24 protein-coding genes are annotated in these 26,018 nt (G+C 71.4%); 8 read left to right on the top strand and 16 right to left on the bottom strand.

Features of this window, described 5'->3' with window-relative positions:
• Positions 1–2: 2 nt before the first annotated feature.
• Both ACIQTP_RS12025 and ACIQTP_RS12020 read right to left on the bottom strand, forming a co-directional pair.
• Positions 3–1,109 (bottom strand): PP2C family protein-serine/threonine phosphatase, encoded by a 1,107-nt coding sequence (locus ACIQTP_RS12025; RefSeq protein WP_403398874.1) that lies wholly within the window; start codon positions 1,107–1,109, stop codon positions 3–5.
• Between the two features lie 11 nt (positions 1,110–1,120).
• Positions 1,121–1,342, bottom strand: a complete 222-nt coding sequence (locus tag ACIQTP_RS12020; protein WP_403398872.1) for a hypothetical protein — start codon at positions 1,340–1,342, stop codon at positions 1,121–1,123.
• Between ACIQTP_RS12020 and ACIQTP_RS12015 the strand changes: the two genes are divergently transcribed.
• The 3 genes from ACIQTP_RS12015 (at position 1,341) to fusA (ending at position 5,203) form a co-directional block, all read left to right on the top strand.
• Positions 1,341–1,688, top strand: coding sequence for a PRC-barrel domain containing protein (locus ACIQTP_RS12015; protein ID WP_403398869.1), 348 nt, complete (start codon positions 1,341–1,343; stop codon positions 1,686–1,688). The two genes, ACIQTP_RS12020 and ACIQTP_RS12015, sit on opposite strands and share 2 nt — an antisense overlap.
• 240 nt (positions 1,689–1,928) lie before the next feature.
• Entirely contained in the window at positions 1,929–2,591 is a 663-nt protein-coding gene (locus ACIQTP_RS12010) for an alpha/beta hydrolase (protein ID WP_403398867.1), read from the top strand.
• Between the two features lie 512 nt (positions 2,592–3,103).
• Positions 3,104–5,203 (top strand): elongation factor G, encoded by a 2,100-nt coding sequence (fusA, locus tag ACIQTP_RS12005; protein ID WP_403398865.1) that lies wholly within the window; start codon positions 3,104–3,106, stop codon positions 5,201–5,203.
• Between the two features lie 96 nt (positions 5,204–5,299).
• On the opposite strand, the gene ACIQTP_RS12000 is transcribed toward fusA, so the two are convergent.
• Complete coding sequence (locus ACIQTP_RS12000; protein ID WP_403398863.1) at positions 5,300–6,181, bottom strand: RNA polymerase sigma factor SigF; 882 nt, start codon at positions 6,179–6,181, stop codon at positions 5,300–5,302.
• 218 nt (positions 6,182–6,399) lie between these two features.
• Here ACIQTP_RS12000 and ACIQTP_RS11995 point away from each other — a divergent pair, with 218 nt between their 5' ends.
• The 4 genes from ACIQTP_RS11995 (at position 6,400) to ACIQTP_RS11980 (ending at position 9,725) form a co-directional block, all read left to right on the top strand.
• The gene (locus ACIQTP_RS11995; RefSeq protein WP_403398861.1) at positions 6,400–7,362 is read left to right on the top strand and encodes an anti-sigma factor RsbA family regulatory protein; all 963 of its coding nucleotides are present in this window, start codon (positions 6,400–6,402) and stop codon (positions 7,360–7,362) included.
• A gap of 462 nt (positions 7,363–7,824) precedes the next feature.
• Complete coding sequence (locus ACIQTP_RS11990) at positions 7,825–8,001, top strand: hypothetical protein (protein ID WP_402046902.1); 177 nt, start codon at positions 7,825–7,827, stop codon at positions 7,999–8,001.
• Positions 8,002–8,109: 108 nt separating this feature from the next.
• Positions 8,110–8,475 carry a PRC-barrel domain containing protein gene (locus tag ACIQTP_RS11985; protein WP_403398859.1) on the top strand — a complete coding sequence of 122 codons (366 nt, stop codon included), beginning with the start codon at positions 8,110–8,112 and terminating at the stop codon, positions 8,473–8,475.
• Positions 8,476–8,519: 44 nt separating this feature from the next.
• A complete protein-coding gene (locus tag ACIQTP_RS11980; protein ID WP_403398857.1) occupies positions 8,520–9,725 on the top strand; it encodes a cysteine desulfurase-like protein in 1,206 nt (401 codons plus the stop codon).
• Between the two features lie 62 nt (positions 9,726–9,787).
• Here ACIQTP_RS11980 and ACIQTP_RS11975 read toward each other — a convergent pair whose 3' ends face one another.
• From ACIQTP_RS11975 to ACIQTP_RS11930, 10 genes are all read right to left on the bottom strand, one after another.
• Positions 9,788–12,064, bottom strand: coding sequence for an FUSC family protein (locus ACIQTP_RS11975; protein WP_403398855.1), 2,277 nt, complete (start codon positions 12,062–12,064; stop codon positions 9,788–9,790).
• 98 nt (positions 12,065–12,162) lie between these two features.
• Entirely contained in the window at positions 12,163–12,822 is a 660-nt protein-coding gene (locus ACIQTP_RS11970; protein ID WP_403398853.1) for a spherulation-specific family 4 protein, read from the bottom strand.
• A complete protein-coding gene (locus ACIQTP_RS11965; RefSeq protein ID WP_403398851.1) occupies positions 12,819–13,733 on the bottom strand; it encodes an NAD-dependent epimerase/dehydratase family protein in 915 nt (304 codons plus the stop codon). Before ACIQTP_RS11965 ends, ACIQTP_RS11970 begins: the two co-directional genes overlap by 4 nt.
• A 7-nt stretch (positions 13,734–13,740) precedes the next feature.
• On the bottom strand, positions 13,741–14,454 hold the full coding sequence (locus ACIQTP_RS11960) for an NDP-sugar synthase (protein WP_403398849.1): 714 nt from the start codon (positions 14,452–14,454) through the stop codon (positions 13,741–13,743).
• 34 nt (positions 14,455–14,488) lie between these two features.
• Positions 14,489–15,490, bottom strand: a complete 1,002-nt coding sequence (locus ACIQTP_RS11955; protein ID WP_403398846.1) for a GDP-mannose 4,6-dehydratase — start codon at positions 15,488–15,490, stop codon at positions 14,489–14,491.
• An 88-nt stretch (positions 15,491–15,578) separates the two neighbouring features.
• Complete coding sequence (locus ACIQTP_RS11950; protein ID WP_403398844.1) at positions 15,579–16,955, bottom strand: hypothetical protein; 1,377 nt, start codon at positions 16,953–16,955, stop codon at positions 15,579–15,581.
• Entirely contained in the window at positions 16,952–18,490 is a 1,539-nt protein-coding gene (pelF, locus tag ACIQTP_RS11945) for a GT4 family glycosyltransferase PelF (protein WP_403398842.1), read from the bottom strand. The genes ACIQTP_RS11950 and pelF overlap by 4 nt, the downstream gene beginning before the upstream one ends.
• 86 nt (positions 18,491–18,576) lie before the next feature.
• On the bottom strand, positions 18,577–20,721 hold the full coding sequence (locus ACIQTP_RS11940; protein WP_403398840.1) for a hypothetical protein: 2,145 nt from the start codon (positions 20,719–20,721) through the stop codon (positions 18,577–18,579).
• A gap of 500 nt (positions 20,722–21,221) precedes the next feature.
• Positions 21,222–21,749 carry a hypothetical protein gene (locus ACIQTP_RS11935; RefSeq protein ID WP_403398838.1) on the bottom strand — a complete coding sequence of 176 codons (528 nt, stop codon included), beginning with the start codon at positions 21,747–21,749 and terminating at the stop codon, positions 21,222–21,224.
• Positions 21,750–22,078: 329 nt separating this feature from the next.
• Positions 22,079–22,282 carry a hypothetical protein gene (locus ACIQTP_RS11930; protein ID WP_403398835.1) on the bottom strand — a complete coding sequence of 68 codons (204 nt, stop codon included), beginning with the start codon at positions 22,280–22,282 and terminating at the stop codon, positions 22,079–22,081.
• Positions 22,283–22,570: 288 nt separating this feature from the next.
• Here ACIQTP_RS11930 and ACIQTP_RS11925 point away from each other — a divergent pair, with 288 nt between their 5' ends.
• Positions 22,571–23,464 (top strand): DMT family transporter, encoded by an 894-nt coding sequence (locus ACIQTP_RS11925; protein ID WP_403398833.1) that lies wholly within the window; start codon positions 22,571–22,573, stop codon positions 23,462–23,464.
• Between the two features lie 27 nt (positions 23,465–23,491).
• Here the strand turns inward: ACIQTP_RS11925 and ACIQTP_RS11920 are convergent, their stop codons facing one another.
• The 3 genes from ACIQTP_RS11920 to meaB form a co-directional block, all read right to left on the bottom strand.
• Positions 23,492–24,025, bottom strand: a complete 534-nt coding sequence (locus tag ACIQTP_RS11920; protein ID WP_402046866.1) for a GNAT family N-acetyltransferase — start codon at positions 24,023–24,025, stop codon at positions 23,492–23,494.
• 80 nt (positions 24,026–24,105) lie between these two features.
• Entirely contained in the window at positions 24,106–24,846 is a 741-nt protein-coding gene (locus ACIQTP_RS11915) for an FAD binding domain-containing protein (RefSeq protein ID WP_403398831.1), read from the bottom strand.
• A gap of 184 nt (positions 24,847–25,030) precedes the next feature.
• The gene (gene meaB, locus ACIQTP_RS11910; protein WP_403398829.1) at positions 25,031–26,017 is read right to left on the bottom strand and encodes a methylmalonyl Co-A mutase-associated GTPase MeaB; all 987 of its coding nucleotides are present in this window, start codon (positions 26,015–26,017) and stop codon (positions 25,031–25,033) included.
• Between the last annotated feature and the right edge of the window lies 1 nt (position 26,018).

The raw sequence follows: 26,018 nt of genomic DNA, 5'->3' as shown, positions 1-26,018 counted from the left end.
CCTCACCTCCGCTCGCCCTGCGGGTCAGGTGTGAGGACCAGCATCGTGACGTCGTCACGCACCGCGGTGCAGAACCGTAGAAGGTCCTCCCAGACGCGGTCGGTGAGGTCGGCCGGTCTCTCCTGGGACAACGTGGTCAGGCGCTCGGCCAGGGGATAGAAGGCGCCCGTCTCGTCCCGGCTCTCGGTCACTCCGTCGGAGCCCAGGAAGAGCCGGTCGCCGCGCTCCAGCCGGACGGTGCAGACCTGCGGCGGAGAGATGTCGAAGAACCCGAGACCGAGGGGGGCGCCCGGTTCGAGAACGAGCTCGACGGCTTTGCCGTCGCGCAGCAGAAACGGATGCGGGTGTCCGCAGGACGTCAGGCGCACCGCGTCCGCGTCGGCCGAGAACTCCAGCAGCAGGGCGGTCGCGAACAGTTCGGCGTGTGCGGTCTGGGCCGAGTCCACGACGAGCCGGCGATCGAGGCGGCTCGCGGCCGACTTCAGGTCGCTCTGGTCCAGCACGGTCTCCCGGAACGCCCCGAGGAGGGAAGCGACGGTCTTGACGGCCGACAGCCCGTGCCCCTGCACATCGCCCAGCACCGCCCGCACACCGTACGGTCCGGCGCGCACGTCGAAGAAGTCGCCACCCACCAGTGTCTCGCGCTGCGCCGCCCGGTAGAGCGCCGTGCAGCGCACCGGGCCGACGCGTTCGGGAAGCGGCGGCAGTACGGCGAGCTGGGCGGCCTCCGCGACGGTGCGCACCGTGACCAGGTGGGCGTCGCGCCGACTGCGCACCAGGGAGATGACGACGCTCAGGATCGCGACGAACGTGATCGTCCACAGGTCGGTGTTGCCCGGATGATTGAGCTGGAGCGGCGGTACGAACAGGAACACGATGATGACGGCGCCGAAGAAGGCCGTCGCCACCGGTCCGTAGGAGAGCACGGCCAGCGATGGGATGGCGCCCAGCAGGAAGCCGATGTCCAAGGGGTAGCGACTCAGGAGTTCGGCGGTGCAGACCGCCACCAGCAGCGCCGGCGGCAGCACCCGCACCCAGCGCGGTGGTGGTGCTCCGCGCAGCCAGCCTTGGTTCTCCCGGCCCTGATGCCGGTGGTCGGCCGTGCCCATAGCACTCCTCCCTACCCCACCACGCTCCTCCTTCCGGCGGTCTGGCGCATCACGGTGGGCCGGACGGGCCGCCGGACCTCGAGGATTTCCTTGTTCCGCGCGAAGAATTCCTGCTGTTGGTTGAAAATCGCAATTCTCTGAGGATTCTCTTCGGAAAAAATGGGTGTCGGCGCGCCCTGAACGGACACCCGGTGTTTCAAGCGCACCGCGACACAGCTGGAGGATTTCTTCATGTACGAGAATCTGTGGGCCTACACTCCGACCAGCGGCCACACACCCGACGCGGACCTCACCGGGTACCGGGTGGAAGCGACCGACGGACACATCGGGAAGGTCGACAAGCACTCCGACGAGGTCGGATCCCAGTACATCGTGGTCGACACAGGCATCTGGATCTTCGGCAAGGAGGTCCTGCTGCCCGCCGGGACGATCACGGCGATCAGCCACGAGGAGAAGACCATCCACGTCGCCCGGTCGAAAGACGAAATCAAGTCGGCACCGGAGTTCGACAAGGAGAAGCACCTCGGCGATCCGCATTACCGCGATCAGCTCGGCGGACACTACGGGTCCGGACACTGACACCGCCTCGTCCGCCGGTACTGCCCTCTTTCGGGGGGCAGTACCGGCGTTTCCGCGCCGGGCATCGTCGCGGCTGGCGACCCGTCCGCGCCGTGCCCGGCGACGGACGACCAGTGGGCGATGGGACACTTATCCCACAGGCGGAGTCGGGACACGGGAAGAGCTGTGATGCGGGGCCGAACGCGGACAACGACCTCTGGCGCACCGGCGCGTGGACCGGTCGGGGCCGACACCGCCCTGGTGCCGGTCCGTCACTCGGATGCGGCGCGTGCGGCCGTGCTCGTCCTGCACGGGGGCCGGGCCGACAGCCTGGCCCCCTCGCGGCCCTGGAACGTGGCGGCGCTGCGGATGAGGCCCGTTGTCCGGGCCGTCGCCACTGCCGTGCCGGACGACGAGATCTTCCTCGGACAGGTGCGCTACCGCCTCCAGGGCTGGAACGGTTCACGGGCGGACCCCGTCGGTGACGTCCAGCGGGCACTCGCGGAGCTCGCCCGCCTCGTCGGCGAGGTGCCCGTGGTTCTCGTGGGCCATTCGATGGGCGGCCGGGCAGCTCTGCGCGTCGCGGCGGCGACACAGGTCGGGGGAGTGGTGGCGCTGGCGCCCTGGTGTCCGGAGGGCGAACCGGTGGCCCACCTCCAGGACAAGAAGGTGATCGCGCTCCATGGCGACCGCGACCGCGTCACCGATCCGTCGGAGTCGGTCGCGTTCCTCCGTCGGGCCAGGGCCGCAGGCTCCCGCGCGGGTCTGCTGCTGGTCAAGGGCGGTGACCACGCCATGCTCCGACGGTACGGAACCTGGCACGGTGTCACGGGGGCGGCCGTCGCCGAACTGCTGAGGCCCACGGAGCCGCCCGGGGGACTGCTCGCCCGGGCGCTTTCGGAGGCCGACGCCGGCCTGCTCTGACCGGACCGTCCCGGGACCTGCGATCCCGGGACGGTCCGGGATCCGCAACTCGGGACCGGCCCGGATCCCGCGACTCCGGGACCCGTCGGAGTCTTCAACTCGGGGACCGGGCGCGGGGCGAGGAGCGTAATTCCGGTGCGCCGACCGCTTCGCGCTCCCTACACTCACCCCACAACGCGCGCTCACCGCACCTGCGGACCACCGTGGCGCGCGTCCTGACGAGTGAGGGGAGCCGGGCCGTGCGTCACCGCACCGCTGTCGTCGTTCCCCCGTCGCGGTACGAGGTGATCCTCGTGTCTTCGGCTCCCCGGTGCCGGCTGCGCGGCCGACACCGGTGGTCCGTGACGAACATCTGACCTCTCCCCGCCCGTCACCGGGCAGATCGGCTCCGTACGCCCCGACGGGCATGTGCCGTGGCCGGAGGTCTCCGCACGGCCCGCGGCACGACCGCGGGCCGCTTCGTCCGGGAAATCGCGCCGCCCCATCCGGATCATTCCGAAAGGCCATGGGCCGTGCGTACCGACCTGCACCGTCACCTCGACACCCCGCTCGCCGCCGTCCGCAACCTGGGCATCCTCGCCCACGTCGACGCCGGGAAGACCACCCTCACCGAGCGGATCCTGTATCTCACCGGGACCACCCACAAGCGGGGCGAGGTCCATGACGGCACCACCGTCACCGACTTCGACCCCCAGGAACGCGATCGTGGCATCACCATCTTCGCCGCAGCCGTGAGCTGCGCCTGGGACGCGCACCGGATCAACCTGATCGACACCCCGGGCCACGTCGACTTCTCCGACGAGGTGGCGCGCTCCCTGCGGGTGCTCGACGGCGCCGTGGCGGTGTTCGACGCCGTCGCGGGAGTCGAACCGCAGAGCGAGTCGGTGTGGCGCCAGGCGGACCGGTACGGCGTGCCCAGGATCGCCTTCGTCAACAAGCTCGACCGCGCCGGTGCCGACCTGGACAGCGCGGTCGAGTCGATCAGGGAGCGGCTCCATCCGGCCCCGCTGGTCGTCCAGTTGCCGATCGGAGCGGAGGCCGGGTTCACCGGTGTGGTGGATCTGCCGCGCATGCGGTCACTGGTCTGGCTCGAAGGCAGCGACACGGTCGAGGAAGGCCCCGTGCCCGAGGCACTGAGGGACGCGGCGGAAGGCCGCCGCCGACAGCTGGAGGAAGCGGTGGCGGAACTCCACCCCGGCGCGCTCGAGGAGTTCTGCGCGGAAGGGACGCTCTCCGCGCGGACCCTGACCGCCGCGCTGCGCGACCTGACCCGTTCCGGCGACGGCGTGGTCGTGCTGTGCGGCTCGGCCTACCGCAACCGCGGGATCGAGCCACTGCTCGACGCCGTGGTGGCCTACCTGCCGTCGCCGCGCGACGTGCCCCCGGTACGCGGCACCCGGGACGGCACGGAACAGGAGCGGCTCGCCGACCCGGAGGCACCGTTCGCGGCACTGGTGTTCAAGGTGAACGCGACCGCCACGGGGCGGCTGACGTACCTGCGTGTCTATTCGGGAACGATCGGGAAGGGAGAGACGGTGTGGGAGTCGGGCACGGGGCGCACCGAGCGCATCGGCCGGATCCTGCGGGTCCAGGCCGACCGCCACGCCCCACTGGAGCAGGCGGTGGCGGGCGACATCGTCGCGGTGGTCGGGCTGAGGTCGGCCCGCGCCGGGTCGACCCTGTGTGTCCCCGGGGCTCCGCTGGTTCTCGAACCGCCGACCGTCGCCGATCCGGTCGTCTCGGTGGCCGTCGAGGCCGTCGGCAGCGCTGAGGCGGACCTGTTGGTGTCCGCGTTGACGCGGCTGGTCGAGGAGGATCCCTCGCTGGTCGTGCGCACCGACCCCGAGACCGGCCAGCTGGTCCTGTCGGGCATGGGAGAACTGCATCTGGAGGTGGCGATGGAGAAGATCCGGCTCGCCCACGGGCTGGACGTCCGGGTCGGCCGGCCGAGGGTGGCCTATCGGGAGACGGTCGCCCGGGGAGTGTCGGGGCTGGTCCACCGGCACGTCAAACAGGACGGCGGCGCCGGTGAGTTCGCCCATGTCGTGCTCGACGTGGAGCCGCTGGAGGACGTCCCGGGCGACGGCGGCGAGGGCGCGACGCGCTTCGAGTTCCGCTCCGCCGTCGTCGGCGGGCGGGTGCCGCAGGAGTACGTCCGGGCGCTGGAGGCCGGCTGCCGTGACGCGCTGGACGACGGGCCGCTCGGCGGGCACCCGGTCACCGGGCTGCGTGTCGTCCTCACCGATGGAGCGACCCACCCGAAGGACTCCTCGGAGCGGGCGTTCCGGACGGCCGGCCGGTTCGCGCTGCGGGAAGCACTGCGCGCCTGCGCGATGGTTCTCCTGGAACCGGTGGCGGACGTCACGGTCACCGTGCCGGACGACGCCGTGGGCGGGGTCCTCGGTGACCTGGCGGCGCGACGCGGGCAGGTCTCGGGCTCCGTCGCGCGGGCGGGAGTCGTGGTGATCACCGCGACCGTGCCGCTGGCCGAGCTGTTCGGCTACGCGACCCGGCTGCGCAGCCGGACCCGGGGCCGGGGAGTCTTCACCGCCCGGCCCGCCGGGTACGCCCCGGCACCGAGCACGGCGTCGACCGGGACTCGGGCCCGGTGACGCACAGGACGGTCCCGCCCGACTTCGGGCGGGACCGTCCCGCGGCGCCCCGGACGAACGTCGCCCGGAGCGGGTACGTCAGCCGACCGCGGCGCGTCAGGCGACCGCGGGATCGAGCAGCCCGGTGCGAAGACGCTTGATGATCCGGGTGATCAGACGCGAGACGTGCATCTGCGAGATGCCGAGCTCCTCGCCGATCTGGGCCTGGGTGCGCTCCTCGACGAAACGCATGTGGATGATCCGGCGCTGACGCTCGTCCAGTTCGGCGATCAGCGGAGCCAGGGACTGGAAGTCCTCGACGAGTTCGAGCGAGGGGTCGTCCTCGCCGATGAAGTCCGCGAGAACGGTGTCCCCGTCCGCGCCGTCGTCGGCCGTGAGCGCGGCGTCGAGGGACGAGGAGTTGTAGCCGTTGGAGGCCTTGCGCGCCTCGATGACCTCCTCCTCGGAGAGACACATCAGCGCGGCCAGCTCACGCGTGGTCGGGGTGCGGCCGAGGCGGGTGCGCAGTTCGTCCGTCGCCTTGGCGAGCTCGATCCGCGCCTCCTGAAGACGGCGCGGCACGTGCACGGCCCAGCTGGTGTCGCGGAAGAAACGCTTGATCTCGCCGACGATGTACGGAACGGCGAAGGACGTGAACTCGACCTCGCGGGTCAGCTCGAAGCGGTCGATCGCCTTGATGAGCCCGATCGTGCCGACCTGGACGATGTCCTCCATCTCGTCCTGGCTGCGGCTGCGGAAGCGAGCCGCCGCGTACCGCACGAGGGAGAGGTTCATCTCGATGAGCGTGTTGCGCGCGTACTGGTAGTCGTGCGTGCCCTCCTCCAGCACGGCCAGCCGGTCGAAGAACTGACGCGACAACCCGCGCGCGTCCTTCGGGCTGATCTTCAGCGGCTCGTCGATCAGGGGGAGTGCCTCCTCCTGTACCGTCCCGGCCTGCAGTGCCGTGTTGGTCGCCTTCGCTGCCGTCACGGCTGCCATGCGGTCCACCCCAAATCGTTCGAAGGAATTGAAGACAGAGCCCGTCTGCCCCGTCTCAAGCCGGTCATGCCACCCAACTTCGGAAACCTGCGAAACGTGTCTGTTCTGCGGCCCGCCGGACGTGGGGCCAGTGCCACTTCTCGCCGCGGCCGCCCGCCGGACGCACACCGACGGCAACCGCCGCGGCCTAGAGTGGGATCCGAGGTGAGCCCGTGGGCATGGAGCAGGGAGAGAACGGAGCGCGGTCGCCCCTCGCCCGAGACCGGGCGGAGCCGTTCGCGCACCTCGCGCTCCTGTATCGCTCCGACCAGGAGTACGCGGAAGGCACGCTGCCGTTCGTGTCCGAGGGCCTCGCCACCGGCCGGCCCGTGGCGGTGGCGGCACCTCCGTCCCGGCTGGCGCTGCTCAAGGCGGATCTCGGACCGGTCGCCGACGAGGTCCGCTGGATCGACATGACACGGGCCGGCCGGAACCCCGGCCGGATCGTTCCCACCGTCCTGCGATCGTTCGCCGACGCCCACCCCGGACGCCCCGTGCGCATCATCGGGGAGCCGATCTGGTACGGGCGTACGCCGCTCGAGTACCCGGCCTGCGTCCAGCACGAAGCCCTCATCAACGAGGCGTTCCGCGGACGTGACGTGACCATCCTGTGCCCGTACGACGCGGGAACCCTCTCCGACGACGTGATCGCCGACGCGCACGCCACGCACCCCGTGGTGATCAGCGAAGGGCGGCCGGACGTCAGCCACGCCTACGCTCCCGAACGCGTCCTCGCGCGCTACAACGAGACCTTGCCGTATCCGCCGGGAGCCGCCACGGTCCGCTTCGCCGCCGGACTGCTGCCCACCGCACGCGACTTCGCGCTGCGCGAGGCACGGGAGCGGGGGATGGCGCCGCCCCGGTTGCAGGATCTGAACCTCGTCGTCGCGGAGTTGACGACCAACAGCGTGGTGCACGGAGGCGGCTGGGGGACGCTGCGGATCTGGGCCGAGAGCGAGCAGATCGTCTGTGAGGTGCGTGACGAGGGACACCTGACCGACCCCTTGGCCGGCCTCCGCCCGGTGCGCCCGGACCGACTCGGCGGTCGGGGCCTGCTCCTCGTCCACTTCCTGTCCGACCTCGTACGCGTCCACACCGCCGCGTCCGGAACGACCGTACGCAGCTACCTCGCCCGGAGATGACCGCGGTCGCTCCACCCGGGGGCCGACCATGCCCCTCACTACTCGCCGTACTCGCTCTACTCGTCACGGTGCCTCCAGTACCAGACCAGGACCGCGACGAGCCCGCAGAGATAGACCAGGGGCAGGATCAGGCCCGGGACACGGGCCGCGATCACGAAGCGGCTCCGACGGGAGAACAGGCCCAGACGGCCAGGGTGTGTGCCATTGCTGTCTGCTTTCGATGAGCTGCGGGCCGGTGGGGGCGTGTGCGGCGACAGGAGCAGACCGATCAGCACTCGCGGCCCGGGTGGTGGGCTCAATGATGACGGCAGGACCCGCGGTTCGGCCCCCTCCGGGTCGGCTGGACTTGCGTGCGGGGACTCCCGGCGCGCGAGCGGTACGCGCAGACCGGTACGCGAAGTTGTGTCGACGGGATTCCTGGGGGCACTCGGGCTCCACCATCACTTCGGAAGAGGAGAGTTCATGCTCGGAATCGTTGCGGCGATCGTGCTGTTCATCGCGTTCTTGATCAATGCCGCGGACATCTCGACGAACGACGTCTTCACGTCGACCAACGTCATGCTCATAGGGCTGGCCCTGCTCGCCCTGCACGTCTCCGGTGTCGGCAGCGGCTGGGCGACCCGCAGCCGTAGGCGCTGACACCTGAGGCGGGCAACGTGCCGCACCGCGCGAGTCCGTCGAATGCGGCCCGGAGAGCAGGGTAATCGCTGTTCTGAAGTCCGACGCAGACGGTTCAGGAGGAACAGCATGACGATCGACAGAATCTGGACGTACGCACCGGAGTTCAGCGGCCCCGAGGGGCTGGACCTCACGGGCTACACCGTCGAGGCGAGCGACGGGACGATGGGGCACGTGGACCGGCAGGCCGACGATTCCGGTATGCGTCACCTGATCGTCGACACCGGCGTGTGGGTGTTCGGGAAGAGTGTTCTGGTACCTGTGGGTGTCGTCGCCGACATCGACACACAGGCGAGGAAGGTGACGATGGCCCGCACCCGGGAGGAGATGAGCTCGGCACCCGCCTTCCGGACCGACCGCGAGACCCTGGACCCCGCATACCTGGCCCGGGTCGGCAGCTACTACCGAAGCCTGCCGCCCGGACAACTCGCCTGACGTCGTCGTCCCCGAGCTGACGACCTCGCACCCAAGGAGCCCGAGTGACCTACGACGTCGGCGCGTTGCGCGCCCAGATCCCCGCTCTGCGGACCGGCATCGCGTATTTCGACGGTCCGGGCGGTACGCAGACGCCGGCGCGGGTCGGCGCGGCGATCGCCGACGCGCTCACCCGCCCGCTGTCGAACCGGGGGAGCGTCACGGCGGGAGAGGCGAACGCGGAGGCTTTCGTCAGGGAGTTCCGACAGGCCATGGCCGACCTGTTGGGCGGCGACCCCTCCGGAGTCGTCTTCGGCCGCAGCGCCACCCAACTCACGTACGACTTCTCCATGGCCCTGGCGAAGGACTGGGTCCCCGGCGACGAGATCGTGGTGAGCCGTCTCGACCACGACGCCAACATCCGCCCCTGGGTCCAGGCCGCGGAGCGGGCCGGCGTCCTGGTGCGATGGGCCGACTTCGATCCGGTCACCGGCGAACTCCCGCCCTCGGCCGTGGGCGAACTGCTCACCGAGCGCACCCGGCTGGTCGCCGTCACCGCCGCCTCCAACCTGATCGGCACCCTCCCCGACGTCGCGGAGATCGCCCGCCAGGTCCACCGCACGGACGCACTGCTCTACGTCGACGGCGTGCACTACACGGCGCACGCGTTCGTGGACCTCGCACGACTGGGCGCCGACTTCTTCGTGTGCTCGCCGTACAAGTTCCTCGGCCCGCACCACGGCGTGCTCGCCGCCGCTCCGGCCCTGCTGGAGACGCTGCGTCCCGACAAGCTGCTGCCCTCCACCGACGCGGTCCCGGAGCGTTTCGAGCTCGGGACACTGCCCTATGAGCTCCTCGCCGGCACCCGCGCCGCCGTCGACCTGCTCGCCGGCCTCGGGACCGGTCCGGCGGACGACCGGCGCGCCCGGCTGCGGTCCGCGTTCGCGTCGATCGAGCGGCACGAGCGAGGGCTGCGGGACCGGATGGAGCACGGCCTGGCCGCACTGGCGGGCGTCACGATCCGCTCGCGGGCGGCCGACCGCACCCCCACCCTGCTCGTGACCTTCGACGACCGCGACACAAACGACGCCTACCGCTTCCTGGCGGCGCGCAGCGTGCACGCTCCCGCGGGAACCTTCTACGCGCTGGAGGCATCACGCCACCTCGGCCTGGGCGACACCGGAGGCCTGCGCCTCGGACTGTCGCCGTACAACGACGAGGACGACGTGGAACGGCTGCTGGAGGGCCTGGCGGCATTTCTGAAGTCGTGACGCCGCAACTCCCGACGTCATGACCACCGGCACTCCACGGAAGGCGTGACCACCGGCACTCTCTAGACGGCGGGTCCCCGGGACGCCGTGTCCGCGGGGGTCGACACCGGTACTCCGAGGGGGCGGGCGAGACCGATCACGCCTTCGTCCAGGCGCTGCAGATGCCGTAGGACCCGGTCGGTCACGCGGTCGTGCCGGGGGAGGCCCGGCCGGTCCGTCTCCAGCATGGACGCGAGGCTGGGGCCGGTCTCGGCCACGCCTTCGGCGTCGTCGTCCTCGACGCGTGCGACCAGGACGTCGATGTTGTGCGCGATGCGCCGGCCGGCCCCCTTGAGCCGGGGATCGGCCGCGACGGTCTTGCTGTAGGGCAGCAGCTCGGCCGTCGCGGCGAGGGAACGCGCGTGGTACGCGCACGTCTCCAGGAGCGCCACGAGATAGCGCGCGGTCTCCCGCCGGGCCCGCAGCGGGGTGATCGGATGGGTCAACGGCTGTGTGGAGGACCGTAGATCGTCCAGCGCCGTGTCGAGATCCCGCGCCTTGTCCAGCAGCTCGATCGCCGGGCCGCCGCTCAGCTGGTCGACCGCCGCGCCGGTGACCTCCCCGAGCCGCTTCAGGACCGTGGCCAGCAGCTCGTCGGTACGGCGGTCCGTGTTCACCGGCAGTACCAGGGCGGCCGCGATGACACCGCAGGTGGCGCCGAGCGCCGTTTCCTCGATACGGAGGACGAGCACCCCGGTGCTGTAGGTGTGGAGCAGTGTGTACAGCAGGCCCAGCATCGCCGTGACGAAGAAGGACATCAGGGCGTACGACAGCGGCGCGGTGAAGAACATCGCGAAGATGAACAGCAGCACCAGGGCGAACGCGGTCCAGGTGTGGGAGCCGACCAGACTCGCCAGCAGGGCACCGGCGATGACGCCCAGGACGGTGCCGAGCAGCCGACGGTAACCCTTGACCAGGATCTCTCCGGTGGACGCCGTGTTGAGGAAGACCACCCAGCAGGTCAGCACGGCCCAGTACCAGCGCTGGCTGGAGAGGAACTCCCCGCCGACGATGGCCAGGGCCGAACCCACCGACACCTGGACCGCGGTACGCGTCGTCGGACGCTTCCACCCCGTGCGGTCGTGCGTGTCCTCCTCGTCCTCCTCGGCCCTGGCGATGGCGACGTCCTCGGCGTCCAACTCCTCACGGGAACGGGTCGTCGACGGTGTGTCGTCGGACTCGTCCTGGGGTCCGTCGAGGGCGAGCCGCAGTCCCAGGACGGAACGCCCCGTCTCCCCGATCCCGCGGAAGACGTCCTGGACGGCCGCCGAGGCGCGCGGCAGGTTCTCCTCGTCGCGGTAACCGAGCAGCCGGTTGCGCATGTGGGCCACCCCGGTGCCGCGGTCCTCGGCGACCGGGCGCAGGACGAGCAGGCGCAGCGCTTCGAGATCACGGCGCAGGGTGGCGGTGGTGTCGTCCTGCGCCCGGAGCCGGTCGCTCGCCGCGGGCACGGGCGCGTTCGGCAGATGCAGGGTGAGCGTGTCGGCGCGTTCCGCGCTGCGGGCGGTGAGGATGAGCACCCCGAGCCGCTCGGCGGCGATCTCGGCGTCGGCGATACGCCGCTGCACCAGCGCGGCGGTGGCGCTGTCGCTGGTCCCCTCCGCCAGCCGTCCCTGGATCATCATCGCGCTGTCGTGGAGCCGGGCGGTGTGCCGCCTGACCTCCTCCAGAGCCTTCTCCACCCGGTCCGGGCCGGCGTCCAGCAACTCGATCTGGGCGGAGACCAGTTGTGCCAGACGGGCCCGGAAAGCCGCGCGCAACCGACGCAGCACACGCTCCGGCGTCTCCGGCACGACGACGAAACGCACCAGCGCGCTGCACACGAACGCGACGACCAGGGTCCCGCACAGCCCCGGCAGACCGGAGACGCCGGCCCCGACGAACAGCGACACGAAGTAGACCTGGAACCCGATGAGACCCAGCGCCGTTCCGCGATCGCCGAAGCGGCGGCTGTACACGGCGGCGAAGATCAGCGCCAGGAAGAAGAGGTCACCGGCGACCACGTGGGTGCTGAGCAGCGCCCCCAGCGACATCGCGGCGAGCGCCACGAGCAGACCGAGCGCGAGCGTGACCGCCTGTTTGCGCTGCTGCTTCTCCTTGATGGCGAAGGTCGCGGCCATGGCCGCGATGGAACCGGCCACCAACTGAGTCTTACCGGCCCCGAGCAGCGCCAGTACCGCGAGCGTGAGCGCGATGGCTCCCGCTGTCCGCAGCCCGGCCATGAGCCGCAGCAGCCCCGGGTCCGATGCCGCGAATCGGTCCCAGATCCTCGTCCGGCCCGGCCGTGTCGCTGTGCTCACGCTGTTGTTCTGCCTCGCTCTCCGCCATGATCAGCGGTTCCAGCATGGCACGTGTCGACGCCCGCGCGTCCCTCCCGGCCTCCGCGGCGACCCCGGGCTCAGTCGGCCTCGCTCAGCGCGGGCGTCAACCGCGCCCAGGGATTGGGCGGTTCTCCCGTCACGGGGCCGCAGACCGCCGCGCCGCGTTCGCGCGCGGTGCGCACGGCGAGCGGTACGAGCGCCTCGGGCACACCGTAGACGAGATGGCAGAACCGCTCGGGCGGGTGCCGGGCGGTCCACGTCGGCCTGCTGAACGCCGACACGTAGGTCGCCCAGTGCCCCTCGAAGGTCACCGTCAGGTCGGCGACGCGCGCGTACCCGGGCGCCGGGTGCACCCCGGGGTTGAGTACGACGGTCGTGGCGCCCAGCCGGCGTACGGCGCGCACCAGCCTGCGGCAGGCGGGCAGTTCGGCCGGGTCCGAGGTCACCCGGTCCAGGAAGCAGCCGTCGGCCCCGTACCACTCCCGGTGCCGTACGACGTCGTGAGTGACCTCGGCCGTGGGACGCGCACCGTAGTCGGTGTCCACGTAGCCGAGCAGGCGGGCGCCGGCCGACCGCAGTGCTCCGGCCGCCGCGGTGAACGCCGGGTCGGGGCTCGGGCCCGGACCGCTCGCGGGATTGATCACCACCGCGTACGTGCGGGCCGCGGCCGTGATCAGCCGGTGCCAGGCGCCCGGGTCCTCGGCCGGGTGGACGTACAGCGGAATGAGCAGGCTCACGGCGCCCGGCCGCCTTCCGGCCGGAGGGACGTCGCCGCCCAGAGCGCGGCCAGCGACTCCTCCAGGGCGTACGACGGCCGCCAGTCCAGGCTGTCGCCGGCGGCGGCGATGTCGGAGCACTGCCACGACACCGCCCCCGAGCGCGCCGAGCCGCCGCCGTCCTCCTCGATCCGCCCCCGGAACCCGGCGGTGCGGGCCAGCGTCCCTACGAGCTCGCGCACCGGGACGGCACGTCCGCTCCCGATGTTGAGGACGTGCGGCAGGGGCCCGGGCGACGTGGCCGCGAGCACCGCCGCCCGCGCCACATCGCGTACGTCCACGAAGTCGCGGTATGCCGACAGGTCACCCAGCCGGATCACCGCGTCCGGGTCCGGGCCGGCCGCGTGCAGCAGCCCGGCGATCCGGCCGGGCAGCCCGGTGGGCGGGGCGCCGGGCCCCACCGGGTTGCCCACGCGCAGGACCACCGCGTCGAGACCGGAGGCGGTCACGGTGACCGTGCCGGCGAGTTTGGTGGCGCCGTAGGGGGTGACGGGACGGGTGGCCGACGTCTCGGTCACCCTGGTGTCCGGGGTGCCGGGGCCGTACTCGGCGGCCGAGCCCAGTTGGACGAGGCGTGCCGAGGGTGCCGCCTCCCGCAGCGCCGCGCACAGGACGGCGGGGCCACGGGAGTTGACTTCCGCGAGGGTCACGGCGTCCCCGTCGGTCGAGCCCGCGCAGTTGATCACGGCATCGGGCGCCGCCGACGCCAGGGTCTTCGCCAGCCCGTCCGTACGGGCGGTGGCCAGGTCGATGTCCAGCTCCGCGGCGGGCGAGCGGCCGCCGCCGAACACCCGGGCGCCCGGCAGGGCGCGCAGGTGCTCGACGACGTGACCGCCCAGGTAGCCGGTGAAGCCGAGGACGAGAATGCGCATGCGGTGGTCAGGCTCCCTTGAGCAGCATCGACTTGCGGGTGGTGAACTCGGCGTTGGCCCGGTCGTAGTCGTCGGGGCGGCCGATGTCGAGCCAGTACCCGTCGAAGTCGTAGGCGTGCGGCGGGTTCTGTGCTGTGAGCAGATCGAGCACCAGTTCGTCGAAGCCCAGCGGCAGCCCGGGTGTGTAGCCGTCGAGGGTCGACCTGGACAGCCCGTAGACGCCCATGGAGACGCGGTAGTCCATGCTCGGTTTCTCGGTGAACGCGACGACCTTGCTCTGGTCGGTGGTCAGCACGCCGAAGTCTATGTGCACCTTGCGCGCGTAGGTCGCGATCGTCAGCGGGGCGGCCGCGGTCCGGTGCTGCTTCAGGACGTCGGCGTAGTCGAGGTCGGTCAGGACGTCTCCGTTCATCACGAGGAACGACTCGGGCAGGCGCTCGCGCATGGTGAGCAGCGGCCCCATGGTGCCCAAGGGGCTCTCCTCGGTGGCGTAGTCGACGGCCATGCCCCACTGGGAGCCGTCGCCGACGTAGGCGCGGATGATCTCGCCGAGGTGGCCGATGGCGAGCGTGCAGTGGGTGAAGCCCGCGGTGGCGAGCTGGCGCAGCACGATCTCCAGGATGGCGTGCTGGTCGCCGATGGGCACGAGCGGCTTGGGCAGCGCGGTGGTGTAGGGCCGCAGCCGGACGCCCTTGCCTCCCGCCAGGATCACTGCGTGCATAGGGGCTCCTCCTTCGTGGACGTGCCGGACAGGGTCAGATGTTGTAGATGCCGGTCTTGTACCGGGCGAGGTTGGCCGGGTCGCGGAAGAACTCCACGGTGTGCGCGAGTCCCCGCTCCAGGTCGTGGCCGGGACTCCAGCCGGTCGCCTCGCCGAGCCGGGTCGCGTCGGCGACCAGCCGCATGACCTCGGAGTTCGCGGGCCGGATGCGCTGTGCGTCCTCGCGTACGTCGATGGCCGTGTCCATCACCTTGCCGATCAGTGTGACCAGGTCACCGACGGAGATCTCGCCCCCGGTTCCGGCGTTGAAGGTGCGGCCGACCACCCGCTCGGCGGGCGCGGTGCCCACCGCGAGGAACGCCTGCGCGGTGTCCTTGACGTAGGTGAAGTCGCGGGTGGGCCGCAGATCGCCGAGGGTGATGGTGTGCGCGCCGGCCGCCACCTGCCCGATGACGCTCGGGATCACCGCACGCATCGACTGGCGCGGCCCGAAGGTGTTGAACGGGCGCAGGGTCACCACCGGGGTGTCGAAGCTCGCGTGGTAGCTGTCGGCGAGTCGGTCCCCGCCCGCCTTCGAAGCGGCGTACGGGGACTGGGTGTTGATCGGGTGGTCCTCGGTGATCGGCACGGTCTGCGCCGTGCCGTAGGTCTCGCTCGTGGAGGTGTGCACCAGCCGGGGTGTGCCGAGGGCGCGCACCGCCTCCAGCACGTTGAGCGTGCCGGTGACATTGGTGTCCACGTAGCTGTGCGGTGCCTGGTACGAGTACGGGATCGCGATGAGAGCGGCCAAGTGGTAGGCGCAGTCGGCGCCTTCGAGGAGGCCCCGGACCGAGCCGGGGTCCCGTACGTCGCCGAGGACGATCTCCACCTGGTCGAGGACGTCGGTGGGCAGGGTCTCCAGCCAGCCGTAGGAGGCGAAGGAGTTGTACTGCGCCATGGCCCTCACCCGGTGTCCGGAGGCGACCAGCGCCTCGGTGAGGTGTGAGCCGATGAAACCCTCGGCTCCGGTGACGGCGGCGAGCGGTGCGGAGGTCAACGCGTGGTCCTTCCGGTCGGTTGCGCGTGTGATGTCCGTGCGTCGGGCGCGGCCCGGGGGCCGGTGTCGTGCGGTGGTGGTCCGGAGGTCAGGCATGCGGCGCGGGCCGCCCGAGCAGCCGTAGCGCGCACGCCGCGAGACACAGCGCGGCGGCGCCGCAGCACAGCGACAGCACCCCCGTGCCCGGTGGGAGATGGAACAGGGTGATGGCCGTGGCCCCGCCCGCGGCGGCGAGGCACACCCCGGCGGGCGTCCACGCCACCCCGAAGGCCTGGAGCAGCAGCGCGGTCCACAGGGTCGCCGCGAGCAGCAGCAGCGGGGTCGGCTCGGCATCGGTGAGCAGGGCCGCGGGCAGCAGCGGCAGCAGATAGGCGAACAGACACAGGGCGAGCACGCCTGCCGAACGCAGCAGGAACCCGGCCGGGGTGGCCGTCGCCCGCAGCGCCGCCACCGACATGCCCCGGTAGCGGTACAGCAGCCACTCGGCCGGTCCCATGCTCACGGTCAGCACGATCACGGCGTACGGCTCCTGGCGGCCCTCCAGCAGCACCAGCGACCCGGCGGCCAGGCCGAACAGGCCGTACGGCAGCGAGCGCAGCAGCCGGGGCCGGGTGCCGTCCGGGACGGGTAGGGCCGCGAGGGTGCTCCGCAGGGCCCACCCGGCCGCGACGACCGTGCCGAGCAGCGCCAGCAGGGGCAGTCCGGCACGCAGCGCGGTGCCCGGCTCCCACCACGGCAGCACCGCCGCCCCGGCGGTCAGCGGGGTGAGCGCGGCCAGCAGCAGCCGTTCCCGGCCCAGCACCAGCAGCACGCCGGCCGCCGCGAGGTACGCCGACTGCGCGGCCGCGACCAGGGCCGCCGGATCGCGTCCGGCGACCAGCGCCCCGGCGGCCGTGGCCACCACGGCGCCCAGGGGTGCGCCCTTGAGGAGCGTGCGGCCGGCCTCCCGCCGCCCGGTGGTCATCCGCAGATAGGCCCGGTGCCCCAGCGCCTGGCCCCAGGCCCAGGAGACCAGCCCGGCCACGATGAGGACGTGGGTGTGCCGATCGGCGTGCCACAGTCGCCCCGTGAGCAGGTAGGCCAGTCCCGGCAGCGCGAACAGCGCCCCGCGCAACGCGCACCGCACATGGTCGGGGCGCCACGGGTCGGCCGGCTTCGCGGGCTCGGGGAAGGTACGCGGCACCCGTTCGAACAGGGTGGCGGCGAGCGAGAAGAGATGAGGGTGCCCGTACCGCTCCTCGATGACTTCGGCGGTCAGCCCCTCCGACTCCAGCAGCGCCGCCACCTCGTACGGATGGACGGCGGGCCCGATGCGGTCGGCCAGCTCCGCGGCGAGCCGGTCGACCGCGTCCCGGTCCGGGCCGTGATCCGGCAGGCGCGGGGCGAGCGTGCGGTCGTCGGCGAGCCGGAGGGCCAACGTGTCCTGCTCCGGCCCGCCGGGTACGAGCTCTATCGGCCCGCTCATCCGGCCAGGCTCCCCGACTGCGCGCCCGCCGCCGCGAGTTCGGCGTCGGTCGTGGCCGGGTCGGCCGTCCACGGCTCGCGCGGCGCGATCCGGCCGAGCGCCGACAGCTCCAGGTAGATCGAGCGGAAGGTGTCGACTGTCTGGCGCAGGGTGAACTGCTCGATCACCCGCAGCCGAGCCGCCTCGCCCATCGCATGGCGGCGGTCGGGATCACCCAGCAGTGCCAGCGCCGCCGCGGCCATCGCGGCGGGATCGCGCGGCGGTACGACGAGACCCGTGTCGCCGACGGCCTCCCGTACCCCGCCCACGTCCGTGGAGACGGTCGCCCGTCCGCAGGACATGGCCTCTATCAGAGTGAAGGGGAAGCCCTCGCTGATGCTGGAGAGCATCACGACGTTGCCCGCGGCGTAGGCGTCCTTGATGTCGTCGACGCGGCCCTCGAACGTGACCGCGTCCGCGTGGCCGAGTTCGGCGGCCAGCGCCTCGCACCGCTCCCGGTACGCCTCGCCGCCCCGAGGTGTCCCACCGAACAACCGCAGTCGCAGGGCGGGAAGTTGGGCCCGGGCGAGGGCGAAGGCGCGGATGAGGGTCTCCAGGTCCTTGATCGGGTCGACGCGGCCGGCCCAGCTGAGGGTGGGTTCGGTCGGCTCGGGGCCGGCCGGCGGGAACGCGGCGGGGTCCACGCCGTTGTAGACGGTGCGGATCGACTCGGGGTCGGCGCCGCCCTGTTCCTCCCACAGCCGGTTGTAGCGGTTGCCCGGCGTGATCAGGGCGGCTCGCCGGTAGGTCTCCTCGGCCAGCAGCCGGAAGAAGCCCAGCACGACGGCCTTCACCGGCCAGCGGTAGGGGGCGGTGCGGTAGCCGAGGTAGCGCTCGCGCAGATAGACCCCGTGTTCGGTCAGCAGCAGGGGCACGCCGTGCCGCTCCAGCGCGGCCAGGCCCGGCAGCGCGGCGACACCGCCGCTGACCGCGTGGGCAACTCCGTCCTCCGGCAGCGGTGCGGCCAGCGGACGCAGCGCGTGTTCCAGCAGGGCGGTGGCGGTGAGCGCGTCGTGCAGCGTCGGCCGTGCCTCACGCACGGCCAGCCCGGGCCGGTTCCAGACAGCGGTCAGGATGCCGATCGCCCGGTCCCCGCGCAGGAAGGGGCTCAGCATGCCGTCCGCGGCGGCCCGCGCCATCTCGTACAGGGCGCCGGCGAACCTGCCCTCCGCGCAGGGATCGAGCAGGGCGGTGAGGAACTGCTCGTATGCGGTGGTGAGTTGATTGCGCCGACGACCGCGGGGCGGCCGGCCTTCGGGCGCGGGCCCCCACATGGGGACCGCGACGACGCGTGAGACGTGCGGGGGGATGTCCCACACGATCGGTTCGCGTCCCGTACCGGTCACGGCGACGACGTCGAAGTCGATGTCGGGCATGCCGCCGACCAGCTGGTCGCACCAGACGCTGACGCCGCCATGACTGTGCGGATAGGTACCTTCGGTGAGCAGAGTGACGCGCGTTGACTTGGGGCGTCGCGCGCCGTGGGGAACGTGCATCGATGTGCTCCACGGCCGAGTTGTGTGGTGGTCGTGCCGGTCCCGGCCGCCGGTGGTGCGGCCGGGAGCGTCTGTCGGTGCGCCGTTCAGCTGTCCGGGGTGTAGGGCACCTGGCGGGTCGCACCGGCCGGTACGCGGGTGCGCGGAGCGGTACGGGTCGTCGCCGCCTTCTGCGACACGTCGACGGTCGCGGACAGCGACGGGGTGGTCGACGGCAGGGCGAGCGTGAGCGGTGCGCCCGCCGACGCGGTCCAACCGGACACCTCACCGGCGTACGCGGAGCCGAAGCCGGCGGTGCCGTTGGTGGTGCCCGTGGGCATGGTGGCCGTCACCGCGACGCCGCTGGGCGCCTGGACGGTCACTGTGTCGCCGATGCGGTAACCGGTGACCTGACCGGCGGCGACCGCGCTCCTCCAGGCGGCGCGCCGCTGCAACTCGGTGCCGATGTCCTTCATCCGCAGGTTCACCACGGGGGTGTTGTCGGCGAACAGGGCGTCGTACCCGTTGAGCACGCCGTCGAGGACCGGGTACGCGATGCGGTCCTCGGCCAGGTTCGACTGGTGCATGAAGTGCGGCTTGGGGTCGTTGGAGAGCACGTGTCCGAGGTCGATCCTCGTCTCCAGCGGCACGATGTAGTCGGCGTAGCCCGTGCTGGTGTCCAGCGGCGCCGACAGGCAGGTGGAGGTGTCGGCGTGGTCCTCGCAGATGCCGCTGCCGCCCTGGGCGCGGCTGGTGTAGATCCAGTTGTACTCGTCGACCTGTTCGGCCGCTCGGCCCGCGTTGTAGAAGACGTTCATCGGGTAGCGGGGGACGGTCGTGGCGGGACCGGCCTGACGCTGGTCGGGCTCGCGGGAGTTGTCCGAGCCGAGCCAGGCGACGCCGTTGTCGGTGAGCGCGGGCGCCAGGTTGGGATTGTCGTCGGGCTGCTGCGGCAGCACCTTGAGCCCCGAGTGCTCACCGGTGATCAACTCGCCGGCGTCCAGGGGCAGTCCGGCCGCCTGCCCCCAGGCCCGGTTGGTGGCGATCTCGTCGGAGATGACGGTGCGGCTGACCCATTTGGTGCTGCCGTCGGTGTTGGTGGCGCACTTCCAGGGCACCACGGTGGTGTCCTGCTCACAGCCGAGGAAGGCGTGCGTGTAGGTGTGGTTGATCCAGCGGAACTTGTCGCGGTCGGCGATCAGCTTGTCGGCCAGCAGGTCGACCCCGTTGTTGTCCGTACGCTGGTCCACGCTGCCGGCGCCGTTGAAGGCCAGGTCGAGGGTGAAGTTCCGGCTGCTCTCCCAGGCGGCGGCCTGGTCGACGTCCGCCGGGGTCATGCGGATCGGGTTGGTCACGCCCTCGCCCTGCGGGCAGTCGATGTCGCCGGGCGTGCAGTTGAGCTGGGTGTCCCAGCGGTCGTCGGCGGCGAAGACGTCGTCGACGTGTACGGCGAAGTAGTTGCGAGAGGCGCCGAGGTGCACGCCCCCGGTCATCCACTCCACGATGCCACGGGCCAGCAGCCGGAACTGCTGCTGGTACTGGTTGTAGACGAACGTGACGACGAGCTCGCGCCGCCCGTCGTGCCGGTACTCGCCCACCAGGGAACCCCGCGTCGACTGCCCCGGTATCGGCGCGTCGACGTACGGGGTGAAGTCGGCCCCGGCGGCGGGCGTCGACAGATAGGCGTAACTCTCGCCGACCGTAGCGGAGTTGTCCTCGAACGGCACGGTGCCGTCCAGATAGCCGAAAGGCCCGGCCTTGCCGGCCGCGGTGACCTGCGCCTGCACGCCGTCGACGCTGCCGGAGTAGCCGCCGCTGACGGGGTACTTGAGCCCGGCCTCCGGACGCGCGTAGGTGTACGCGTCCACCTGTGGGATCGCGTACGTCTGCTCGTACGCGGCCAGCGCCGCCATCTCGGCGGAGCCCGCCGGGAACGGGTTGTCGTTGGGCAGGACAACGGCCTGGAACTTCGCGCGCGGACGACCGTCCACCGTGTCCGCCAGGAAGCCGGCGTCGATCACGGACCTCCCGGACTGCTGGAGGTCGACCTCGGTGTACGGCGTGCCCGAGGCGTCCAGTTCGGCGGCGATGGCATCGGTCGACGGGCCGCCGTCGCTCACGACCAGCACCCGCAGATCGATCCGGGGTGCGGTGTCGTCGGCGTGGGCTGTGCCGGCCGGCAGGCCGAGCGAGGCGATGAGTGCGCCCACGGTCAGCGCGGTTCTGCGTATGGTCCGCTTGGTCCGCAGCATGCGGCGAAGTCCCCTCCCCGGGCAGGGGTGAGCACAGCTCCTTCGGAGCGGACGCACCCCCTTGCGTGACGCCGCCGCCCCCCTCAGGTGCCGGTCGCCGACGCATCCGTCGCGTCACATAGTGGTGTCTGTGTGTAGCTTTCGTGGTCATGCTGCGAAACATGACGGAAAAGCGCAGGCGTCTAATCGGTCATCAGGGTGTCCGGAACGCCGGTCCGTCGGTCGCTGCGGAGTGCGGGGCGAGGCTGGCCCATGGGCCCCGTGGGCTGGTCGTGACCCGGGCCGGAGCGGATGCGGAGCGAGGGAGTCCGCCAAGTCGCGGCATCACTGGTCCAGGCCACGTGAACTTCATGTGTCCGGGCCGGAATTGAGTCTCCCGGACCCCGGCATGCCGGTGGCGGCCGACCCGCGCGCAGCGCGAACCGTCCGCCACCGGGGACCAGGTGGCCCCGTGGATGCCCCGTCCCGGAGCTCGATCCGACGTGGTCACCGGTCTTTCGTCAGGAGCAGAGCACGCGGGTCTCGGGCGTGTAGACCGGACCGCCGTTGGAGTTGGCGCTGTCGCTGAACTCGGCATAGAAGTACGAGTAGAAGCCGATGTTGCCGTTGCAGCCGGAGTCGGCGGCGATCTGCAGCGTCAGTGTGACGGTCCGGCTCTGACCGGGCGGGATGGTCGCGCCGTAGTTGGCGCCCAGGTTGGCGGGCCCGGTACCCGAACAGGGGGTGCTGCCGGCGGCTGTGGCCAGACTGCAGCCGGTGAAGCTGTACTTCAGGTCGGGGCGCTGCGTGGTCAGCCACGTGGGGTCGATCGTCTGGTAGACGAACCAGACGTCGTACGTCCTGTTGTTGGTGATCGTCATCGACAGGTTCACCGTGCCGCCCGGGTGGGTGGTGGCGCTGTCGGTCGTGAACGTCAGGTCGGCCGGAGCCGGGTCGGCCGCGCTCGCGCTGGGGGCCAGACCGAACACGGCGAGGACAAGGGCGAAGACGGCGGCGAGACCGAGGCGTCTCATCAGAGTGGATCGCATGGCCCGGGAGGCTAGGCAAACCGCGAGCGCACCGTCTGCCCCAACGGGCACGCAGGGAGAGGCGGTCGGCCGGAAGTGTACGTCTCGTGAAGGCGATGTAACCGGCCCATCACACCATGCGATCACCCGCATCCGCCCATGACACCGAAGGTGCGGCCGGCCGACTCGGGCGTTCTTTCGCCACCGTGCGGTTCCACAGGGTTACGGAGCGCTATTGGCCAGTACCACCCGGGCCGGAGTCGGCGGAACCGTGCCTACCGCTCGCGAGGCGGAGACGTTCTCGGCCAACCCGTGATTTCCGGCCGCGATGCGCTCCGTGATGGGCCCCGCTACTGGTAGCAGTTGCCGCTGCACAGAACGCTGACGGTGTGCGCTTCACCGTGGGTCGTCGAGGACCGGGTGTCCTGTGCGCCGGCCGCGGGGACCTTGCTCGTTTCCCAGGGCATGGGCAGGGCCATGGCTTGTGGGCCGACGGCACTGAAGGCCGCGGTGGCCACGAATACCGCGGCGATCGCACGCTTGCGCAGACGCATGGAGACTCCTTGAACGGAGAGGACGGGTTCGGTCGGCACCGCCTGCCCCGGGGGACGGGACCGGGGCCGCCATGACCTTCCGTCCTTATTGACACACACGTGTACTCCAAAGCCACACCTTTCGGCGGAGTTCGAAGTGTCGCTACGACGCCAGGTCGGAGTACCAAGGCCGCACCTCCGGGAGGCGGACGCGGTGCTGCCGCGGGAGCATGGGGGTGACGCGTGTGCCTCGGTTGGCGCCCGTGGGAGAAAGCGGGAGAGGAGCGGGAGAGGAGGAGGGGCAAGCCGGTGGGGTTGGTGTTCTCCGTCGTCTTCGCGGTGCTGGCCGCGGTCAGCAACGCGACCGCCACTGTCCTCCAGCGCCGCGCGGCACAGGACGTGCCGTTGTCCGAGGGCTTCCACGCCAGGCTGCTCATCGAGCTGCTGCACCGGCCGGTATGGCTGGGCGGGATGGTCGCGGTCATGGCGGCGGCGTGCTTCCAGGCGCTGGCACTGGTCAACGGCGCGCTGTCCGTCGTACAGCCGATCTTCGTCCTGGAACTGCCGTTCGCGCTGCTCATCGGCGGTCTGGTGCTACGGCGGCGGGTGACCCGGCGCGGGTGGATCGCCGTGGTGTGCATCGCCGTCGGGCTGGGTACCGTGCTGGCCGCGGCCGCCCCCTCGGTCGGGACCGACCAGCCCACCACAGGCGGGTGGATCCTGGCCATGGTGTGCTGCGTCGGCGTGATCGTGGCTGCCGTCGGTGTCGCGCTGCGGCGCCCCGCCGGACGCGCACGCGCCGCCTGTTTCGGCGCCGCGGCGGCCATCGGCTACGCGCTCACCGCGGCCCTGATCAAGGACGCCACGCACGCCTGGCAGACGGACGGCGTCACCGGGTTCTTCCTCGCCTGGCAGACCTACGCCTTCGCCGCCACCGGAGTCTGCGCGCTGTTCCTCCTCCAGAACGCCGTCCAGTCCGGCCCCCTCGTCGCTTCCCAACCCGCCCTCACCCTCGGCGACGCCCTGGTCAGCCTCGTCCTGGGCGTCACCTTGTACGCGGAGCGGGTACGCACCGGCTGGTGGCTGATCCCCGAGACCGTCGGGGCCGCCCTGATCCTGTACGGAGCGATCCTGCTGGCCCGGATCCCGCTCACCCAGGTGCTCGTCGCACCGCCGGCCGCGCCGGACCGTACCAGTGCCTGAACCGCGGGAATCGACGGCTCGGCGGGTTCAGGCCTGGAACTCGGTGAGATCGATGGCGTGAACGCACAGCGGATAGCCGTACACCGGGTGCGTCGTCTCGCGCTCTGGCGTCATACCGAGCTTGCGGATGACGTTCTCGGAGGCGTCGTCCCCCGCTCGGGTGATGCTGATGACGCGGTCGAGGCCACGGTCCTGGAGTGCGAACTCCAACGTGGCATGGGCGGCTTCGGAGGCGTACCCCTGACCCCAGAACGGTGAGCCGAGCCGCCAGCTGATGGCGACGGCGGGCAGCACCTCCGGCAGGAACTCGGGCACGGACAGCCCCACGAAGCCGGCCAGTTCGCCGGAGGCCAGCAGTTCGACGGCGAAGAGGCCGAATCCCTCCTCGTCCCATTCCTCCTCCCACTGTTCGATGGCCTCGGCCGTGTGGTCCAGGTCGCGAACGGAGCCGTCGTCGATCCAGTGCATGACTCGGGGGTCGGCATTGATGTCTGCCATCGGCACGAGGTCGTCGTCGGACCAGCGGCGGAGGAGGAGGCGGGGCGTGTGGATCTCGGTCATGGCGCCCATCCTGCCCGACGGGTGAGCGCGGGCCGACGGCGGCAGTGCCAAGATCGCGCTGTTGGTGTTCGGGAAGGCCCTCAACGGCCGGTGGGACGGGACAAGAGGTCGGTGACCAGTTGGTGGACCGCCTCCCAGGCCGTGGCGTGCAGTGCGCCGACGGCCGTGCGACGCAGGTCGTCGAGGACCCGTTCGAAGTCGGAGCCGGAGCCGGAGCCGGTGTCGTGCTCGGTGCTCTCGGTGAGTACGTCGTACCCGTCGCGGACGGCGACTCGCAGGCGCGTTCCTCCGGTGTCGGCGGTGTGCAGAGCGGCGGCGACGACGAGCGGTGGCGGACCGCCCGCTTCGCCGGCCAGCTTGCGGTAGGCGCTGGCGAGCGGATCGCGCCAGCGGAGGCTGAGCAGCAGGTGGCCCTTGGCCAGTACCTCGGTCAGGTCGGTCTCGTAGACGCCGTCCGGTTCCAGGACCACCGCGCGGGCTTCCAGTACGAGTGCGGCGGGCAGCAGGCAGCGCAGGGTGCTCCCGACGATGTTGCCGCCGACGGTGGCCGTGCGGCGCACGGCTCCGGTCCCCACGGTGGCGGCCGCCCGGCGCAGTGCTTCGGGCACGCGGTCGTCGATCCGGTTCAGTATCACGGCCCCGCCGAGCGTCTCGCGGCCGATCGAATTGGCCTCCGGCAGGTCGCGCAGTGACATGGCCTGCTCGGGGAAGCCGTCCCGCTGCCAGGTGGCCCACACCAGGGTCGCCCCGCCTATGGGCACCGCCCCCTCGGCCATGCACTCCTGTGCTTCGGAAACGGACGTGGGCAGACGCAAGAGCACGGCAGCCGACCTGCTTTCTGGGAAGTGAGCGGCCGGGTACGCACTACCTCAGCCATACGACCGTCGACACGGCGCATTTTTCCCCGGCAGGCAGGGGCGCGTACAGGGCTCACTGCGTCACCCGGTGCGCCCCGCGCACTGGAAGGAGCCGATGGTGGTGGTCGGTGGCCGTGCCGGCGGCGGTTCAGGCGCTCTCGCTGCCGAACACCCCCAGGATGCGCTCGGCGGCCAGCGTGGCCGTCAACTCCCCGTCCCGCACCTGCCGTTCGAGGCCGGGGGCGAGGGCGCGTACGGCCGGGTCGCCGTGCAGCCGGCCGAGGAGTTCGTCGCGGACCATCGTCCACGTCCAGTCCACCTGCTGGTCGCGGCGCTTGGCGGCGAGGCGGCCGGTGGAATGGAGGAGGGACCGGTGCTGTTCGAGGCACTCCCAGACTGTGTCCAGGCCGGTGCCCTCCCGGGCGCTGCAGCTCAGCACCGGCGGTGTCCAGGCCGCGTCGGCGGGATGCATCAGGCGCAGCGCGCCCGCCAGCTCCCGTGCCGCGCTCCGGGCGTCGCGTTCGTGCGGGCCGTCCGCCTTGTTGACGGCGATGACGTCCGCCAGTTCCAGGACACCTTTCTTGATGCCCTGCAACTGGTCGCCGGTGCGGGCGAGGGTCAGGAGCAGGAAGGAGTCGACCATGTTCGCGACGGCGGTCTCGGACTGGCCGACGCCTACCGTCTCCACCAGGACCACGTCGTAGCCCGCAGCCTCCATCACCACGATCGACTCACGGGTCGCCTTGGCGACCCCGCCGAGCGTGCCGGCGGTGGGGGAGGGGCGTACGAACGCCGCCGGGTCGACGGCCAGACGTTCCATGCGCGTCTTGTCGCCCAGGATCGAACCGCCGGTCCGGCTGGAGGACGGGTCGACGGCAAGCACCGCGACCCGGTACCCGAGCGAGGTGAGCAGCGTGCCGAACGCGTCGATGAACGTCGACTTGCCCACACCGGGTACGCCGCTGATGCCGATCCGCCGCGCCTTCCCGCTGTGCGGCAGCAGCTCGGTCAGCAACTCCTGTGCCAGGGCGCGGTGTTGGGGTTTCGTCGACTCCACGAGCGTGATGGCGCGTGCCACCAGCGCCCGCTTTCCGTCGAGTACGCCCTTCACATAGGTGTCGAGGTCGATCGCCATG

The sequence above is a fragment of the Streptomyces sp. NPDC090798 genome, assembly GCF_044768965.1.
Taxonomy (GTDB): domain Bacteria; phylum Actinomycetota; class Actinomycetes; order Streptomycetales; family Streptomycetaceae; genus Streptomyces.
The sequence above is the reverse complement of the archived record's forward strand: the minus strand, read 5'-3'. Positions and strand labels throughout refer to the sequence as shown.

Coding starts and splice junctions, on each gene's coding strand:
- ACIQTP_RS11930 (WP_403398835.1), bottom strand. CDS start 22,282: ATGCGTCTGCGCAAGCGTGCGATCGCCGCGGTATTCGTGGCCACCGCG.
- ACIQTP_RS12015 (WP_403398869.1), top strand. CDS start 1,341: ATGTACGAGAATCTGTGGGCCTACACTCCGACCAGCGGCCACACACCC.
- ACIQTP_RS11985 (WP_403398859.1), top strand. CDS start 8,110: ATGACGATCGACAGAATCTGGACGTACGCACCGGAGTTCAGCGGCCCC.
- ACIQTP_RS11965 (WP_403398851.1), bottom strand. CDS start 13,733: ATGCGCATTCTCGTCCTCGGCTTCACCGGCTACCTGGGCGGTCACGTC.
- ACIQTP_RS11950 (WP_403398844.1), bottom strand. CDS start 16,955: ATGAGCGGGCCGATAGAGCTCGTACCCGGCGGGCCGGAGCAGGACACG.
- ACIQTP_RS11960 (WP_403398849.1), bottom strand. CDS start 14,454: ATGCACGCAGTGATCCTGGCGGGAGGCAAGGGCGTCCGGCTGCGGCCC.
- ACIQTP_RS11990 (WP_402046902.1), top strand. CDS start 7,825: ATGCTCGGAATCGTTGCGGCGATCGTGCTGTTCATCGCGTTCTTGATC.
- ACIQTP_RS12025 (WP_403398874.1), bottom strand. CDS start 1,109: ATGGGCACGGCCGACCACCGGCATCAGGGCCGGGAGAACCAAGGCTGG.
- ACIQTP_RS12020 (WP_403398872.1), bottom strand. CDS start 1,342: ATGAAGAAATCCTCCAGCTGTGTCGCGGTGCGCTTGAAACACCGGGTG.
- pelF (WP_403398842.1), bottom strand. CDS start 18,490: ATGCACGTTCCCCACGGCGCGCGACGCCCCAAGTCAACGCGCGTCACT.
- ACIQTP_RS11940 (WP_403398840.1), bottom strand. CDS start 20,721: ATGCTGCGGACCAAGCGGACCATACGCAGAACCGCGCTGACCGTGGGC.
- ACIQTP_RS11935 (WP_403398838.1), bottom strand. CDS start 21,749: ATGCGATCCACTCTGATGAGACGCCTCGGTCTCGCCGCCGTCTTCGCC.
- ACIQTP_RS12000 (WP_403398863.1), bottom strand. CDS start 6,181: ATGGCAGCCGTGACGGCAGCGAAGGCGACCAACACGGCACTGCAGGCC.
- ACIQTP_RS11920 (WP_402046866.1), bottom strand. CDS start 24,025: ATGACCGAGATCCACACGCCCCGCCTCCTCCTCCGCCGCTGGTCCGAC.
- meaB (WP_403398829.1), bottom strand. CDS start 26,017: ATGGCGATCGACCTCGACACCTATGTGAAGGGCGTACTCGACGGAAAG.
- ACIQTP_RS11995 (WP_403398861.1), top strand. CDS start 6,400: ATGGAGCAGGGAGAGAACGGAGCGCGGTCGCCCCTCGCCCGAGACCGG.